The following is a 16,696-nucleotide window of genomic DNA, read 5'->3' on the forward strand; positions in this document are numbered from 1 at the left end:
CCTCAGTTGGCGAACTGACGGCCGAACGTCGTCAGGAAATCATTCAGACGGCTTTCGATATCCTTGGTCAGCTGACGCTGGGTGCGGATCGATTCCAGAATGTCCTTGCCCGACGTGCGGACGTCATCCAGCAGGCGCTTTTCATAGGTCGTCACCTGATCGACCGGCACGGCATCGATATAGCCACGGGTGCCAGCGAACAGGACCACCACCTGCTCCTCAACCGACAGGGGCGAGGTTTCGGGCTGCTTGAGCAGCTCGACCAGACGCGCGCCACGGGCCAGCTGCTTCTGCGTGGCCGGGTCCAGATCGGACGCGAACTGCGAGAACGCCGCCATTTCACGATACTGCGCCAGTTCCAGCTTGATCTTGCCGGCAACCTGCTTCATCGCCTTGATCTGTGCTGCGGAACCAACACGCGACACGGAACCGCCAACGTTCACGGCCGGGCGGATACCACGGTAGAACAGGTCGGTTTCAAGGAAGACCTGACCATCGGTGATGGAAATCACGTTGGTCGGGATGTAGGCGGACACGTCACCGGCCTGCGTTTCGATCACCGGCAGGGCGGTCAGCGAACCGGCGCCGAACTTGTCGGACATCTTCGCTGCGCGTTCCAGCAGGCGGGAATGCAGGTAGAACACGTCACCCGGATAGGCTTCACGTCCCGGCGGACGACGCAGCAGCAGGGACATCTGACGGTATGCGACGGCCTGCTTGGACAGGTCATCATAGACGATCAGGGCATGCATGCCGTTGTCGCGGAAGTATTCACCCATGGAGCAGGCGGCATACGGTGCAAGATACTGCATCGGGGCCGGGTCGGACGCGGTGGCCGCCACAACGATGGAGTATTCCATCGCGCCGGTTTCCTCCAGCGTGCGCACCAGCTGCGCAACCGTCGAACGCTTCTGCCCGATGGCGACATAGATGCAGTACAGCGACTTCTTGTCGTCACCCAGGGCATTGACGCTCTTCTGGTTGACGATGGTGTCGATCAGGATCGCGGTCTTGCCGGTCTGGCGATCACCGATGATCAGTTCACGCTGGCCACGCCCGATGGGCACGAGCGCGTCGATCGCCTTGATGCCGGTCTGCATCGGTTCACTGACGGACTGGCGCGGCATGATGCCGGGCGCCTTGATTTCCGCGCGCTTGTTGATCACCTCGCCAACCAGCGGGCCCTTGCCGTCGATCGGGTTGCCCAGGCCATCGACCACGCGACCCAGCAGGGCCTTGCCGGTCGGGACTTCAACCACCTTGCCGGTGCGGGCGACGGTGTCGCCTTCGCGCATTGCGGTATCGTCACCGAAAATGACGACACCGACGTTGTCATTTTCAAGGTTCAGGGCCATGCCCTTCTGGCCGCTGGCGGGGAAGTCCAGCATTTCGCCGGCTTCGACATTCTGCAGGCCGTAGACACGGGCAATGCCGTCACCCACCGACAGGATGGTACCTGTCTCGGCAACGTCAACGGCCTTGTCGAACGTAGCGATCTGCTGCTTGAGGATATCCGAAATCTCGGAGGGGCGGATTTCCATCACGCGGCTCCCTTCATGGCATGGTGCAGGCGGGTAAGGCGGGATCTGAGGCTGGTATCATACAGGCGGGCGCCAATGCGCACGACCAGACCGCCCAGCAGGGCCGCGTCAACACGCTCCTGGATATTGACTTTGGAATAGCCGGCCTCGGCAAGGCGGCTGCGAAGCTGGACACGCTGCAGATCGGTCAGGGGATGGGCGGACACGACATCCGCCACCACTTCCCCGCGCCGGGCCGCAGCGATAGCCGCCAGCGCGGCAAGAATTTCACGCAGGCGCGGGAAGCGGCGGTTATTCGCCACCACGCCAACAAAATCACGCATAAGGGGGCTGAAGCCTTCAGCCTCCAGCACGGCATCGACCGCCTTGCGGCTGTCGCGGATATCGAGCGTGCGATCCGTCAGCACGGTGCGCAGGTCGGCATTGCCGTCGATCAGTCCGGCAAGGCTGGATGCCTGCTCCAGAACAGGGTCAAGCTGCCTGCGGTCAGCCGCAAGCTCATAGAGCGCCGTCGCATAACGACCGGGAAGGCCATTGGCAATGGAGGCGATCGGTATTGAGGTCGTTCCACCCGAATCCACTGTCCGCTTTTCCAATCCAGAATCTTGATTCAAACACAAGCCGCCTGCCCGGAAACCTTGGCCCCGTGCGCTGCTGGCGCGGCTCTAGCACGCAGCGCAGGCACACGCAACAGATCAGGCAGCCTGCCGGCATCGTCCGACACCACCAACACCGCCCGCTTCCCGCGCATGCGCACGCCCCGTTACAGGTTGGCGGGATCATACATGCGCGACACCGTTTCGGAAACAGCAAACGCGCGTTTTTGTTGCGGGCTGGCACAGTCCGGGTGGCGGGATCATTCAGACATTGATATGCGAAAAACGCATACCAACAATGCGCACTTATGAATCCAGCAACGCCGCCACCTGCCGCGCGCTCCGCCTGGCCCGGACACCGGTTGAAACCAGCCCCAGCCCGGCGATTCCGGCGGCCGCGACGGCCATGCACCACCAGACGACATGCGTGGCCTGGGGAAATTCGTCCCACTGCACCCCACCGGCGCGCACGCTGCCCGCACTCAGCGCCCCGCCCAGTGCGATACCAAGCAACGCCCCCACCTGACGGCTGCTGGAGGCAATGGCCGCGGCCACCCCCGCCTGCGAACGCGGCATGCCCGAAACGGCGGAATTGGTAATGGGCGCGTTACACAGCCCGAACCCGCACCCGCACAGCCCGTAGGACAGCAGCAGCCACCACAGCGGCGTATGCACCGCCAGCCCCGTCAGCAGCAGCGCGCTCAGCCCGAATCCGGCTGCGGACAGCAGCAGCGGCAGCCGCGCCCCATACCGGCCCGTCAGCCGCCCCGACAGCGGCGCGCACACCATGCTGCCACAGGCGAAAGGCAGCGTGCACAGGCCGGCCTGCAGCGCGGGCAGGCCACGCACGTCCTGAAGGTAGAGGGTGTTGAGGAACAGGAACGCACTGAAAATGGCAAAAGCCAGCACCGCCGTCACGATCGCGCCGGAAAAGGGCCATGCCCGGAAAAAACGCAGGTCGATCAGCGGGGTGGCCGCACGCTGCTCCACCATCACGAACCCCATGACCGCCAGCAGGCCGAAACCGAGGAATCCGGAAATGGTGGGCGACGCCCAGCCGTAATTATGGGCCTCGATCAGCCCGGACGTAATCATGACCAGCGCCACGATGGCCAGCAGCTGCCCCGGCGCATCGATACCGCGCGCCCGCCCCCCACGGGATTCGGGTATGAAACGCAGCGTCAGAAGGATCGCGATCAGGCCGATGGGCACATTGACCCAGAACACCGCCTGCCATCCCACCCAGTGTACCAGGACGCCGCCCACGACTGGCCCCAGCGCAAGGGCCACGCCTGATGTCGCGCCCCATATGCCGATGGCCTGCGCCCGGCTTCGCGGTTCCACATACACATTGGTCAGGATCGACAGCGCCACGGGGTTGAGCATGGACCCGCCAATGCCCTGCACCGCGCGCGCCATGATCAGGATGTCCACGCTGCGGGCCATGGCGCACAGGGCAGACCCGCTGCAGAACAGACCGATCCCCATCAGGAACATCCGCCGCCGCCCGAACCGGTCCGCCAGCGACCCCACCAGCAGCATGAGGCTGGCGACCATGAGGGTATAGGCGTCCACCACCCACTGCAGGGTGGAAAAACCGCCATGCATGTCGGCCCGGATCGATGGCAGCACGACGTTGACGACCGTCACGTCCATCATGACCAGAAGCAGGCTGAGACAGCACGTGGCCAGCACGATGCGTGGATGAATGGTGGAAGAACCGGTCGATGTCATAATCAGCTACCCCTCCCCTTGCCGACAGCGTAATCCGCACGCACGGGCGCGGTTCCAGCCGACTGGTCTGAAAATATATCTGGTTATTTCAGGGGGGAAATGGAGCGGGCGAAGGGAATCGAACCCTCCTCAGAAGCTTGGAAGGCTACTGCATTACCACTATGCTACGCCCGCCCATAAGGTTGGCGAAACCTATACCGTTTTCGCCTGTCGCGTGGCAAGCCCATAAACCCGCAGGCAGGGATAAACACGTAAATCTTTCATTTTTATGCCCTGCCCCCTTGACTTTCGACGCGAGTCATACTTTTTTCCGCTTCCTGTGCCGGGTTCGCATGGATGATCCGAAACGGCGCGGCGCCTGCCGCGTCATGATGTTTCGGGTTTATGCAGGCGGCTTTGCAGGGGTGTAGCTCAATTGGCTAGAGCGCCGGTCTCCAAAACCGGAGGTTGCGGGTTCGAGACCCTCCACCCCTGCCATTTTCCGGTCGGGCATTACCCTTCCGGCCTGGCACCCGATGGGTCGGGCCACAATGGCCCGCACCGGTTATTAGGCCCCGCACTGGCTGGAGCAGTCCGGTTGGTGCGCCGTGGCGTTGCAGGAAGGGTATTTCGTGTCGGTCAGTCCCGCGAAATTTGTTGAAGACGTCCGAGCCGAGGCCAGAAAGGTCACATGGCCAACACGACGCGCCACCCTGATGACAACGGGTGCGGTTCTGGCCATGGCCGGTCTTGCGTCGGTTTTCTTTTTCCTCGTCGACGAGGTGATCGGCCTTGCCGTACGGAAACTCTTCGGACTGGGAGGCTGAGTTCAGCCATGGCCAAGCGGTGGTATGTGATCCACGTCTATTCGGGCTTCGAGAAGAAGATAGCCCAGCACATCACGGAACAGGCCGCCCAGAAGGGCCTGGCCGACCATTTCGGTGAAATCCTTGTTCCATCGGAAGAAGTGACGGAAGTGCGTCGTGGCCAGAAGGTCAATTCGGAACGCAAGTTCTTTCCCGGTTACGTGCTGGTGAACATGGAACTGACCGATGAGGCGTGGCACCTGGTCAAGGACACGCCCAAGGTCACCGGCTTCCTGGGCAGCAAGACCCGTCCGTCGCCCATTCCCAAGGTCGAGGCCGAGCGGATCATGAAGCAGGCGCAGGAAGGCGTGGAACGCGTCCGTCCGTCCGTCACGTTCGAGATCGGCGAGCAGATCCGCGTGGCCGATGGTCCCTTCACCTCCTTCAACGGCACGATCGAGGAAGTGGACGAGGAACGTGGCCGCCTGAAGGTCAGCGTCTCCATTTTCGGCCGGTCCACGCCGGTGGATCTGGAATACAATCAGGTGGAGAAGGTCTGACCTTCCCTCCCGCTTACGACAAAGGCGCCTCCGGGCGCCTTTTTTATTGCCCGCGACAACTGCAGGTCATCAAAATTTTCTGGTGAAGCTGTTTTCAAAAGGCTTCAGAGGACGCCGCCTTTCTGAAAAAGTCGGCGTCCGGAAACTGTGAATCTTCATTCAGGAATGATGGGTCACCGGGGCCGCTGGCAATGCCTGCAGCCGTTCGGCCGCCATGTCCGCCACCTGTCCCGTCAGCTGGCTCAGCGCCGCCACCATGGCACGCGTGCCGGTACCGGTTGGCGACGCGCTCAGATCCAGCGGCACGGACAGGCCATGGTCCGCATCCCCCACCCTGTGCACCGACAGGTTGCCCGAAAGGTGCACCAGCCCCGCCGAATCGCGCGCGAAGCGGGTGATCTCGACCTCGACCACGCCCTGCGCCGGTATGGTGGTCGCATCATTCTGGGCAAAGACGGTACGGCCCGGCAGGCGCTGCTGCAGGTCAGTGGACAGCACATGGCCCAGCATGGGGGCCAGTGGCTCGCTCCATGCCGCACCAGCCAGTGGCGTGACACTGTAATCATCCTGCACGCCCACGATGGTCTGCCGGTCCAGCGAGGACGGGACGCCCGGCGTGCGGACCTCGATCACGGCAGGAACCTGCGCGCCCGCGACCACGGACTGCGTACTGGCCACGGGGGCCAGCGAATACAGCGTAGGATCGGATGACCCGCACCCACCCAGCGTGAGCGCGCCCGCCATCGCAACAGTCGCGGCCATGGTCCGCCGTGCGGAATGTGTGAAATGCCAGAAGGGGCGTTGCATGGTCTTATCGTCCCGTAATCAGTGCCGAGGGATGGTGGGTCAGGAAGTCCGACAGGAAGCGCAGCGACCGCGCGGCGTCGTTAAGCTGCTGCATCATCTGCTGCAGGTTGCGCTGGAAGTCGGTATCGCCGCCATAACTGGACAGGACCGAGTTCGCGTTTTTCAGCGTCCTGTCCATGCCGGTCAGCAGTTGCGGCATTTCGGTCCGGGCATCGCGCGATATGACCTGCAGGTTCTGTAGCGACCCACGCAGCGCGGTCAGCGCCTGTTTCGTATCGGGGCTGTTGATCCGTGCATCGGCATGGGCCAGCAGGCTGGTCAGGTTGTCGCCCATCTGGGTCAGCGGCATCGCGGCGATCTTGTCGCCAATGATGGACAGCGAATCCATGATGCCCGCCATGCCGCCCGCCTGTCCCGGCAGGACCATGGCGTCCCCTTCCATCGTGATCTGTTCCGGCTTCGCGTTCTTGACGAATGTCAGCGCGATTTCGGATTCGCCGGTCAGCATGCTGGTGCTCTGTATGGATGCGCGCAGTCCGGCCGCCACCTGCGTGCGCAGCAGTCCGGCCATGGCTTCGGGCGGGACCTGCTGGTTATCCAGCACGCGTTCGGGCTGCAGTTCCATGGCCACGCGCACATGCGCCTTGCCCGTGGCGGGGTCAACTTCCAGCTTCACGTCATCAATCATGCCGACCTGAATGCCGAACATGGTCAGGCGCCCCCCCTTGGTCAGGCCGGACACCGAACTGGTCAGGTAGGTGACGAGGGGAATGCGCTCACGGTAGCCCGCGCTGTTGGCTTCCTCCGCGCTGTCATACAGCAGGAAGGTGGTATCGGCCCCGGCGGTGCTGGGCAGGGTATTTTTCTCGTTCCGCGCATCGGGCGGGTCAAACGCGACACCACCGGACAGCAGCGCCTGCAGGGACTGCAGCTTGACCTTCAGCCCACCCGGGCCAAGGCCCACCTGCACGCCGGACACGTTCCAGAAGCGCGTGGTGGTCCGCAGATAGCTGTCATACGGGGCCTGCACGAAAATCTGCACCCGGATCGGCCCGCGCCCTTCGGGGGGCATGGTGTAGCCCAGCACTTCGCCCACCACCACGTCACGGAAGAAGATCGGCGCCCCCTGCCCGAGCGAGCCAAGCGACTGCGTGATCAGGGTATAGGTATGCCCCGGCTGGTCCGACCGCACGCCCGGCGGCGATTCCAGTCCCTTGAAATGCGTGGTGTAACGCCCGCCCGGCTCCCCGGCGTCCATGGCGATGTAGGCGCCGGACATGACGGTTTCCAGACCGGTCACGCTGGCCCCGTTGATGCGTGGCCGCACGACCCAGAAACGGGCGTGATCGGTCAGCATGCGGCTTGCGGACGACGTCATGCGCACACCGACCTCGACATGATGCATGTCATCGCTCAGCCGGATCGAATCAACCGTGCCCAGCGACACCGCCTTGTTCTTGACCTCGGTCTGGCCACTGGTCAGGCCATCAGCCGTGTCGAAGCTTATGACAATCAGCGGCCCCCGGTCGGTCAGGCCACGCCAGCCCAGGTACCCCGCGATCAGGATGGCGACAATCGGCACCAGCCAGACCACGGAAAAACGGTACCGCCGCGCACGGGCCTGCGGCACGTTCCCCTGCGGGTCATTGGAAAGGAAATCGTCATTCACGCCTGATCTGGCTCCATGCTGACCGGTCCGGTACCGACCGGGGAAAGGGAAGATGAAGAAGGGGCCGCCGGTCCGGGCCTGCGTGTCGCCTGTGCCTGCAGGACGGACGGGGGCAGCCCATCAACCACCCGGCCATTGCGCCCTGCCGCATCCCACATGATGCGGGGATCAAAGCTCCATGCCGCCAGCAGGGTCAGCACCACGACGGCGGCAAAGGCCACCATGCCTGCATTGGCGGTCACGCTGGCCATGGCGTTGAAACGCACGACCGCGACCAGAATCGAAATCATGAACACGTCGATCATGGACCACCGGCCCACCATATCCACCACGCGGAACAGCCGGGTCCGGGCCACCAGATGCCCCCGCGCGCCATGCCATGTCTGCCAGACCATCCAGCCAAGGCTTGCGATCTTGAGCATCGGAACGGTGATCGAGGCAAAGAACACCAGCAGCGACAGCGGAATCATGCCGTCCACCCACAGTTCGATCGCGCCTTCGACAATAGTATGCCCGCCGCCGCCGCCCATGCGCATGAAGGTCATGACCGGGTAGAGGTTGGCCGGAATATAGAAAACGATGGCCGCGATCAGGAAGGCGGTGGTGCGCGTCAGCGACTGTGGCAGGCGACGCCATACCCTGTGTTCGCAGCGCGGGCAGATTCCGACACAGCTCAGGTTCGAGACCGGATGCGCCAGTTCCCCCACCAGCCCGCACGACGTGCATGCCACCAGATGGTCCTCCGGCGGCATGCCGATATCGTCCACATGCACGTAATCGACCTCGACCGTCTGGTCGCCTTCGGCGCGGGTCAGGGAATCAATGCGGCGGTGCCGCCAGATCATTTCGGTATCCAGCGTCGAATCCGTGGCCGCCATGGTCAGCATCAGCGCGCCGATCAGGTACACGGCAGGCCCGACATCGACATGCGCCATGTCGGTCAGCTTGGTATAGGCGACGAAAATGCCAAGGATATAGACCTCGACCATCGACCATGGCCGCAACTTGTCATACCAGACGAGGATTCGCGGCGCCCAGTCCGGCAACTGCCGCGATGACGCGGCAATCAGGATGGCGAACATGAACCCGATCGCCACCGCCGGGGCCAGGATCGTGACCGCGCCCACAAGGACACCGGCCTCCCCCCACCCTTCATGCATGAGTTCCATCGGTCCGGTCAGCAGATCCACGGTGCGCTGCCTGCCATACACATCCAGCGTCATGAGGGACGATGCGAGTGCCGCCAGATAGAACGCGGCCGAACTTATGCAGAAGGCCAGCGGCGTCGCCAGTGGCGCGGTGCGCCGCCTGCGCGCCAGCTTCTGCCCGCACCGCACGCACGACGCCTGTTCCCCCGGGTCCAGATCCGGAAGGCGCTGGTACAGGCCGCAGCCGGGACATTCCGACAATCCGCCAATGACGCGCACATGACGGATGGGACCGGGTTCCACATCATCACAACGCAGATGCGGGGAAGAAGAAGACGTGTTCATGCTGCGCACAGCATATAGACCAAATTAAAATGGGGAATGCCGCATTTGATATATTGCATCATGCCAGCCCATCGTTTATCAGACCCCACAGGTTTGCCGACATAGCTCAGGGGTAGAGCAACTGATTCGTAATCAGTAGGCCCTCGGTTCAATTCCGAGTGTCGGCACCACCTTACCCCATGATTTTCCAAAATTCTGAAAATTGCCCAGGTTCGTAAACCGTTCCTCTGATCCCATAGGGTAACGAGTGGGTAAGGCTGCCCATTTCATGGGTTCCCCAAATCGCGATCGGAGACGGATTCGATGATATTCGAATCCCGGTCGATTCCGTCTGTCCCGTCTGGCTGTGCACTTCGGCAGGGACGAAACCGTCATGCTATCTGGCCCCCTTTCCCGGATCATGACCATCCAACCAACCCGCAAACCCTGATTCATGTCGGGTATCAGCCTGTTCAGCATTGGCATTATAAATAAATACAGAATATGTCTTATTTAAAATAAATTGTAATTACAAATGGGTTATTTGTTGTATTTCCCCCTCAACATATAAAGGAGCACCTGCCATGGGGGTAATAAACAATCTCAATTCCTTCTTCGGAAATTATAAACATACATTTTATATAGAAAAATTATCTATTGATGAGATATCCATAAGCAAAGACGGAGCAGACGTTCCGGACGCATCGGATATTTTAAACGAATTTCTATACGATCAGGAAGAAAAAACCATTTTTAATACAAATGAAGGTTTTGTATTCCATGTATCAAATAAATGTTACGTTATCAACTTTGACGACTATATAACAACAAATGTCAATTTATATCCGAAAGTCACGATCTCAAAAAACGGCACAGGGCTCGATATTAAACTATTTATGAAACACGATTAAAATATAGAAATATGCATACATAATAAAGTCACCCATTCGATCGAACGGGTGGCTTTATTTATAATGCTGCATGCCGCGCGTCCCGCCGCATCCTATAAACCGCACCACTCCAGAAGCAGGCACATCCCCAGACCCACCACACCAATCAGGGTCTCGATCACGGACCATGTGCGCAATGTCTGCGGAACCGTAAGGCCCAGCGCATCGCGCACCTGCCAGAAACCCGAATCATTCATCGGGCCGAACATGACGGCCCCCGCCCCCGTCGCCAGCACCAGCAGTTCGGGGGACACACCCTGACCATGCGCCATGATCGGGGCGACAATTCCGGCGGTCGTGCTCATGGCGACGGTGGCGGACCCCACCGCCACGCGCATGCCCGCCGCCAGTCCCCATGCCAGGATCAGCAGCGGCACGTGCATGTCCACCGCAGCGCCTGCAATCGCATCGGAAATGCCGCTGTCCATCAGTTCCGCGCCAAAGCCACCACCCGCGCCAATCATCAGCAGCAGGCTGGCCAGCGGACCAAGGCATTCATTGGAACAGGCCAGGATTTTTTCACGCGTCAGCCCCCGCCGCAGCCCCAGCGTCCAGAATGACAGCAGCGCCGCCAGCGCCAGCCCCACATTGGGATCCCCCACAAACCGCAGGACCACGGCCCAGCCACCTGTGGATGGTCCCATGAACCGCGTGGCCGATCCCGCCAGCATCAGCACCATGGGCGCCAGAATGGTGAACAGCGTAATGCCAAATCCCGGCAGGTCCGCCTGCGTGCGGGGGGCATCATGCCCGTGGGCATGTGCTGCGTCCGCCCCCGCGTCGGCTGGCAGGCGGGGCACGATGAAGCGGGTATAGACAGGACCGGACACGATCGCGACGGGCACGCTGACCACAGCCCCCATCCAGATCAGGCGACCGATATCGGCATGATAGGCCGCCAGCGCGAACATGGTGCCCGGATGGGGCGGCATATATCCCTGCACCACGGACAGGGCGGCGGTAACCGGCAGCGCCACGTGCAGGATGGGCCGGCCAGTCTGCCGCGCGATGGAAAAGGCCAGCGGGACCAGAATGACGAAGCCCACGGTAAAGAAAACTGACAGCCCGACCAGCAGCCCGATCAGCATCATGGCCCAGTCCAGCCGTCGCGGTCCCGCCAGCGACACCACCGTCATGGCGATCCGGTCCGCGCCACCCGACACTTCCAGCATCTTGCCCAGCATGGTTCCCAGTGCGATGACCGAGGCAATCTGCCCCAGCACCTGCCCCGAACCGCTTTCAAACGAAGCCACGACCCGTGCCGCCGGCATGCCCGCGGCAAAGCCCAGCAGCATGGACGCGATCAGCAGCGCAAGGAACGGGTTGAGCTTGACCCGCTCAATCAGGAAAACGACAACACATATGGCCACAACAGCCAGTAACAGGGCCATTCCGACCGACATTGACGCCTATCCTCCCAATTCCATTCCCGGTGCGTGCCCTATCGTGGCATCAGCCTGCCACGGCGGACATGGTGTTTATGACCGCAGGACCGGACAGGAAGGGCTGATACAGGTCAGGCAGGAACTCTATTATAATAAACTGTTGATATATAATAATAAAAATTCCTGGGTGCCGCCTTTTCCCAAAAAGGTGGCATTCCCTGAAGCTTTTGAAAAAAGCTTCACCAGAACTTCCTTATGATTCCTGGTTGGTACGGGCCGGCTTTCAGGACCCGCTCTCGCCGCATGGCGTGCCGACAGGCTCCATCATAACGCCCTCCGCCTGCCGCAGCACGTGCGACAGGACATCCATCATGTCCCGCGCCCTGTCGGCGGGCACGTCCTGCAGCACCCGGGCCTCCATGGCCGCGCAGATCCGGTGCAGGGTCGCACATTTACGCCTGCCGCGCGGGGTCAGCACAAGGCTCTTGGCGCGCCGGTCCTCCTGATCTGGATGGCGTTCGACCAGCCCTTCTTCCTCCAGCAGGTCCAGCACGCGCACCAGCGCCGAACTGTCGGTATTCATGGCATGGGCCAGCGTGCGCTGGCTGACACGGTCAGGCAGCATCATGAGGTACGCCAGCGGGCGCATCATCGCCATGCTCATGCCCTCGGGCCGCAGCGCACGGTCCAGACCAAGCCGCCACGTATTGGCCAGCCGCATGGTCAGGAACGTCATCCGCATGTCCTGAAAGCCCGCGCCCTCTATATCAGGTAATGGTGAACGGTCAGCCATGCGCATCCCCTGCTGGTGTCAGACCCCGCCGAAGTCCTCTGCCTGCCCGATAGCATGCCCGCATGGGCGGATCATGACCCATTATGCGATGGCTGCCCGGCGGCACAGATATGCAGCACAGATATAATTGACATGGCATTAATTGTCATACAATAAATTGGGCTCCCGCCCTTTATCTTCCTGCGGCATGCGGTATCAGGATGCCCCACACGCCGCAGCCGGGAGTCGGCACCCAGTCATGTTTTCCAGCCTTACGCGCCATTTTTCCGACGATGCCCGGTGGGCTACGCTCCGCACTACGGCGGCGTTCAGCGCGCGTGCGCTGCTGTCGGTTGCCATCGCGCTGTTCCTGGCATTCAGCTTCCAGCTCCAGTCCCCCATGAGTTCGGTCACAACCGTCATGATCGTAGCCAACCCGACGGTGGGCGCGCTGGTTTCCAAAAGCGTGTGGCGTGTGATCGGGACCATTATCGGGGCTTCCATCAGCGTGGGGCTGATGGCGGTGTTCGTGCAGTCCCCGGTCCTGTATTTCATGGGGCTGTCGGTCACGGTGGGGCTGGCGTGCATGGCAGCCACCTTCCTGCGGCTGTTCCGTGCCTATGCCGCCGTGCTGACGGGCTATACCATCGTCATCATCTCGGCCCCCGCATTCGGGGACCCGGACGGCATCTTCCTCAGCGCCATGTCGCGGCTGTCCGCCGTGGTGGTGGGAATCGTGACGACGGCAACCGTGTTCATGGTCACGTCCCCGCGCCGGTCGGACACGCTGTTCGTGCAGATCCATGCCCTGTTCCGTGATACGGTCAGCTATATCCTGGCGTTCCACCAGGGCTACACCAACGTGCCCGCACAGAACCCGGATGCCGGGCCGGGCAGCACGTTCCGTTCCCTGCCCACCAATTTTCACGACAGCCGGGCGGCCATGCTGGCGCGGATCGGGCGCCTGTCCGACGCGGTGGAATATGCGGCCACCGACAATTACGACATCAGCGTGCGTGAACGGGAAATCCGCGCGGGACTGGCGCGCCTGTCGGGCATCGTGGCGTCCTACCATCCCCACACCATCACCGCATCCGACACCGAACAGGACCGCACGGTGCATGGTGAAATCGTGTCCATGCTGCAGTTCCTCATGGACCGGACGGCAGACAGGACACTGGAAGCCAGCTGGATGGAGGGCTGCGCGCGCATCCGCCATACGCGCGACCTCATGATCACGCAGGCGCGTGAGACGCATTCCCCGCAATCGCTGCTGTTCCTTGATGACATACAGGACCTGCTGGGCCAGATCGAAACCGCGTTGCAGGATCTTTCGCGCCGGGGCAGTGCAGGGCGCAGGCTGCGGCTGCAGCCCTATCTGGAATGGCCGACGGCGTTGCGCAATGGCGCGCGCGGCATGCTGATCACCATGTCGGCGTGCCTGATCTGGTACGTCCTGCACTGGACGGCGGCACCGACCATGATGCTGTACGTGGTGGCGGCGGCCAGCCTGCTGTCCACCCTGCCCTCCGCGTCGCGTGCCGCGGGGCTTATGGCCACGGGTACGGCGCTGGGGGTTCCGGCGGGGCTGTTATGCCATACCTACCTGCTGCCGCAGATTGATGGATACCCGCTGCTGTGGCTGTCGCTGTGCATCATGCTGCTACCGGGGATCTGGTTGCAGTTCCACCCGAAATTCGGGGTTGGCGGATTTGGCTATGGCGTATTCTCGACCGTGATGCTGCAGGTCAGTAACCCGATCCATTACTACAACGACATCAGCCTGCTGAACGGGTGGATGGCGCTGCTTATGGGCTGCATCATGCTGGTGCTGTCGTTTCGGGTCATCCTGCCGCCCAACCACCGGCTGGACGCCGCCCGCCTTGTCACATCGCTGACGCGCAGCCTGCGCAGGCTGGCGCTGTCAGGCCGCAGGCAGGGCAAGGAATGGCTGGTGTGGGAAAACCTGCAACTGCAGAAAGTGCTGCGCCTGGCGATGCGGCTGTCCTTCTTCGCCCGGCCTGCCATGATCCATGAATATATAGATGCAGCCCTTGCCACCCTGTCGCTGGGCCGGCTGGTGGAGCGGATCCGCCTGCTGGCCACAAGCTCCGACATAACCGGGGCGCAGCAGGTCGCCATTTACGATGCGCTGGATACGTTTTCCGAACTGGCGCACAACCCGCTGCTGACTGCGGCCGGGCTGCGTCGGGCGGCGGCGGCGCTATGCCCGCCCGACGCGATCACGCTACGCCCCCCGGCACAGGTCGAGGCCATGGCATGCCTGGAGCAGGCGGCGCGGATCATCCAGGATATTCCCGGTTTCCTTGACCAGCGCGGCCCGCTGCAATGGGCGGAGGATTATCCCGCCGCCCACCGTCCGCCGCTTGCGCCCGTCAGGACGGAAGCCGGCTGAGCACCGAGAACGACACCGCGTCCATGACCGTCGTGTCCACTTCGTCACCCGGCTTCAGGGTTTTCAGGAATTCCTGCATCGGCTTCTGGCGCACCAGCACGACGCGGGTAATGTCATCGGGATCGACAAACACGACCTGGTTGCGTGTCGTATCGACGCCCGTCACCTTCACGCGTTCACGCTTGAAGGACACCATCATGCCATGCGGGTGCGGGCCGGTGCGCGTGCCTGCGGCACTTTCGGTTGATTCCGGCATCGGCGCACCCGGCGGGGCGATGACGGCGTCGATGGTGCGCACGATACGCAGGCCGATCTTGTCACCGGCATGCAGGGTCGGCAGCTTGGCGCGCACGTCGGGATCCACGCGCACGGTGTCCAGGTTGCCCGCCTTGTCACGCAGCAGCACCATGCCCGCTTCGTGGTCCACGCTTTCGACGGTTGCGGTCGCCGTCTGGTTGCCCACGATAACCGGGGCGGCCTGCGCCATGGCGGAATGTGACACCCCACACAGGCTGGTGGCACCTGCCGTAATGGTAATGGCCAGTGCCGCCGCGATGCGACGGGGTGCAAACAGCTTCACGTTCATATGTGTTGTTCTTTCCTCAGTTTCTTATCGGGTGTGAATCCCTGCCGGCAGGCCTGCGCCCGGACCGGCGTCCCGTATTCCATAACGTGGAAATGCAGTCATGTATCCAAAGATGTACGGCGTCAGGCATAGTCCGGCACCCCGGGCATGACCACAAAACCCGGCAGCCCGCGCATGCGGTGCGCCCAGCGCCGCAGTGCGGGACAGGTATCGCGTTCCACCTCCAGGTCCGCCGACAGCGCAAACACCACGAACGGCAGCACATCGGCAATGCTGGCGGCGGGGGCGGCGAACCAGTCATGACCCGCCATTGCCCGCGCGCTCATGTGGTCTTCCATCCGGCGCAGGGCGGCCACCAGCGCGCCCATGGGCGGCAGGACCGGCAGCGTGGCGCCAAAGGCCAGATCCCGCGCCGCCGCCAGCATATCAAGCGCCACCGTCCCGAAATCCAGCCAGTCCAGGATCGCCCATTCATGCGCCGGGTCCAGCCACGCCCGCGCAACCGCGGGCTGGCGGGCGGCAAACTGCATGATGGTGCCCGGACGGGTGATACGCACATTACCCGCCACCAGAACCGGCGGCCGTTCACCCGGCCGCAGCCCCGCCGGGCGCTGGAACGTGGGCAGATCCATGTCCGCCGCCCGCGTATCATACGCAACACCCATGAGCGACAGACCAAGACGCACGGCGTAACAGCGCACATCCGGCGTCCAGTCATACAGGGTCAGTCCAGTGGTCATGCCGCGATCCCCGCCGCCAGTTCCGCCATGACGGGGGCCATCTGCGCCCCGCCTTCCACCGCGTCACGCAGCCGTTCGGCCCAGTGTGACAGCCCTAGGGCAGACGGCCCGTCCGCCACCCGCACCACATGCAGCATGGCCTGTCCCGCAACCGGTTCATGCACCGCAAGACCGACCGGCCCATGCCACGCCATGCCCCCGTCGGGCGCAATGCCAACCGCATGGCGCACCTGCCCCACCGACGCATGCACATGCACGGTACGCACCGGCTGCGCATGTTCCGGCCAGCCCGCCTGCTGGTGGGGAAAATCCTCCGCCCCTTCCATGCTGACCCATGCCAGCCCCGCATGTTCGCGTACGGTATAGGCCCGCACATTGATCGAGGCGGGCACGCGCACCCGTGGGTGGGCGGGGATCAGCCTGCACCGCGCGGCACCGCCGAACTGCCAGCCATGGTACAGGCAGCCCAGCGCGTCATCACGCACGAAGCCAAAGCTCAGCCGCATGCCGCGATGGGGGCAGCGGTCTTCCCACGCATGCAGGGTCGCGGCCTGCGCGTCCTCGCGCCACAGCACGACTTCATGCCCCCCTATCCGCACGCCCGCGACCTCGCCACGGCGTATGTTGGACAGGACACTGACCGGCTGCCATCTTTCCATACGTTTCCCGCTCCCTTTCCAGCC

At 62.7% G+C, this 16,696-nt stretch carries 14 protein-coding genes and 3 tRNA genes; 5 read left to right on the plus strand and 12 right to left on the minus strand.

Annotated elements, in window-relative coordinates; all coding sequences use genetic code 11:
* Positions 1–2: 2 nt before the first annotated feature.
* The 4 genes from atpA to B7449_RS10470 form a co-directional block, all read right to left on the minus strand.
* Positions 3–1,541, minus strand: a complete 1,539-nt coding sequence (atpA, locus tag B7449_RS10455) for a F0F1 ATP synthase subunit alpha (RefSeq protein ID WP_010515510.1) — start codon at positions 1,539–1,541, stop codon at positions 3–5.
* A complete protein-coding gene (locus B7449_RS10460) occupies positions 1,541–2,137 on the minus strand; it encodes a F0F1 ATP synthase subunit delta (protein WP_039736463.1) in 597 nt (198 codons plus the stop codon). Before B7449_RS10460 ends, atpA begins: the two co-directional genes overlap by 1 nt.
* 306 nt (positions 2,138–2,443) lie before the next feature.
* Positions 2,444–3,871: an MFS transporter gene (locus tag B7449_RS10465; RefSeq protein WP_039736462.1), complete on the minus strand. Its 1,428-nt coding sequence runs from the start codon at positions 3,869–3,871 to the stop codon at positions 2,444–2,446.
* Positions 3,872–3,971: 100 nt separating this feature from the next.
* Positions 3,972–4,045 (minus strand) — tRNA-Gly (locus tag B7449_RS10470).
* 226 nt (positions 4,046–4,271) lie between these two features.
* On the opposite strand from B7449_RS10470, the gene B7449_RS10475 reads away from it, so the two are divergent.
* The 3 genes from B7449_RS10475 (at position 4,272) to nusG (ending at position 5,216) form a co-directional block, all read left to right on the plus strand.
* A tRNA-Trp gene (locus tag B7449_RS10475) sits at positions 4,272–4,348 on the plus strand.
* A gap of 134 nt (positions 4,349–4,482) precedes the next feature.
* Positions 4,483–4,677, plus strand: coding sequence for a preprotein translocase subunit SecE (gene secE, locus B7449_RS10480; protein ID WP_007397644.1), 195 nt, complete (start codon positions 4,483–4,485; stop codon positions 4,675–4,677).
* An 8-nt stretch (positions 4,678–4,685) separates the two neighbouring features.
* On the plus strand, positions 4,686–5,216 hold the full coding sequence (nusG, locus tag B7449_RS10485; protein WP_010508943.1) for a transcription termination/antitermination protein NusG: 531 nt from the start codon (positions 4,686–4,688) through the stop codon (positions 5,214–5,216).
* Positions 5,217–5,375: 159 nt separating this feature from the next.
* On the opposite strand, the gene B7449_RS10490 is transcribed toward nusG, so the two are convergent.
* The 3 genes from B7449_RS10490 to B7449_RS10500 are packed head-to-tail and all read right to left on the minus strand — an operon-like array spanning position 5,376 to position 9,185.
* Positions 5,376–6,023: a PqiC family protein gene (locus tag B7449_RS10490; RefSeq protein ID WP_039736461.1), complete on the minus strand. Its 648-nt coding sequence runs from the start codon at positions 6,021–6,023 to the stop codon at positions 5,376–5,378.
* A 4-nt stretch (positions 6,024–6,027) separates the two neighbouring features.
* Positions 6,028–7,692 carry a PqiB family protein gene (locus tag B7449_RS10495; protein WP_039736460.1) on the minus strand — a complete coding sequence of 555 codons (1,665 nt, stop codon included), beginning with the start codon at positions 7,690–7,692 and terminating at the stop codon, positions 6,028–6,030.
* The gene (locus B7449_RS10500; protein WP_039736495.1) at positions 7,689–9,185 is read right to left on the minus strand and encodes a paraquat-inducible protein A; all 1,497 of its coding nucleotides are present in this window, start codon (positions 9,183–9,185) and stop codon (positions 7,689–7,691) included. Before B7449_RS10500 ends, B7449_RS10495 begins: the two co-directional genes overlap by 4 nt.
* Before the next feature lie 95 nt (positions 9,186–9,280).
* Here B7449_RS10500 and B7449_RS10505 point away from each other — a divergent pair.
* A tRNA-Thr gene (locus B7449_RS10505) sits at positions 9,281–9,355 on the plus strand.
* A gap of 812 nt (positions 9,356–10,167) precedes the next feature.
* Here the strand turns inward: B7449_RS10505 and B7449_RS10515 are convergent.
* Positions 10,168–11,517 (minus strand): GntT/GntP/DsdX family permease, encoded by a 1,350-nt coding sequence (locus tag B7449_RS10515; RefSeq protein ID WP_039736458.1) that lies wholly within the window; start codon positions 11,515–11,517, stop codon positions 10,168–10,170.
* Positions 11,518–11,782: 265 nt separating this feature from the next.
* Positions 11,783–12,292 (minus strand): MarR family winged helix-turn-helix transcriptional regulator, encoded by a 510-nt coding sequence (locus B7449_RS10520; RefSeq protein WP_235720976.1) that lies wholly within the window; start codon positions 12,290–12,292, stop codon positions 11,783–11,785.
* A 238-nt stretch (positions 12,293–12,530) separates the two neighbouring features.
* Between B7449_RS10520 and B7449_RS10525 the strand changes: the two genes are divergently transcribed.
* Entirely contained in the window at positions 12,531–14,687 is a 2,157-nt protein-coding gene (locus B7449_RS10525; RefSeq protein WP_039736457.1) for an FUSC family protein, read from the plus strand.
* On the opposite strand, the gene B7449_RS10530 is transcribed toward B7449_RS10525, so the two are convergent.
* The 3 genes from B7449_RS10530 to B7449_RS10540 all read right to left on the minus strand — a co-directional run bounded on the left by B7449_RS10530 (position 14,668) and on the right by B7449_RS10540 (position 16,672).
* A complete protein-coding gene (locus B7449_RS10530; protein ID WP_039736456.1) occupies positions 14,668–15,273 on the minus strand; it encodes a hypothetical protein in 606 nt (201 codons plus the stop codon). The genes B7449_RS10525 and B7449_RS10530 overlap by 20 nt on opposite strands.
* Positions 15,274–15,395: 122 nt before the next feature.
* Complete coding sequence (locus B7449_RS10535; protein WP_039736455.1) at positions 15,396–16,013, minus strand: glutathione S-transferase family protein; 618 nt, start codon at positions 16,011–16,013, stop codon at positions 15,396–15,398.
* A complete protein-coding gene (locus B7449_RS10540; RefSeq protein WP_039736492.1) occupies positions 16,010–16,672 on the minus strand; it encodes a Rieske 2Fe-2S domain-containing protein in 663 nt (220 codons plus the stop codon). Before B7449_RS10540 ends, B7449_RS10535 begins: the two co-directional genes overlap by 4 nt.
* Positions 16,673–16,696 lie beyond the last annotated feature (24 nt).

Source organism: Komagataeibacter intermedius TF2 (genome assembly GCF_000964425.1).
Taxonomy (GTDB): domain Bacteria; phylum Pseudomonadota; class Alphaproteobacteria; order Acetobacterales; family Acetobacteraceae; genus Komagataeibacter; species Komagataeibacter intermedius.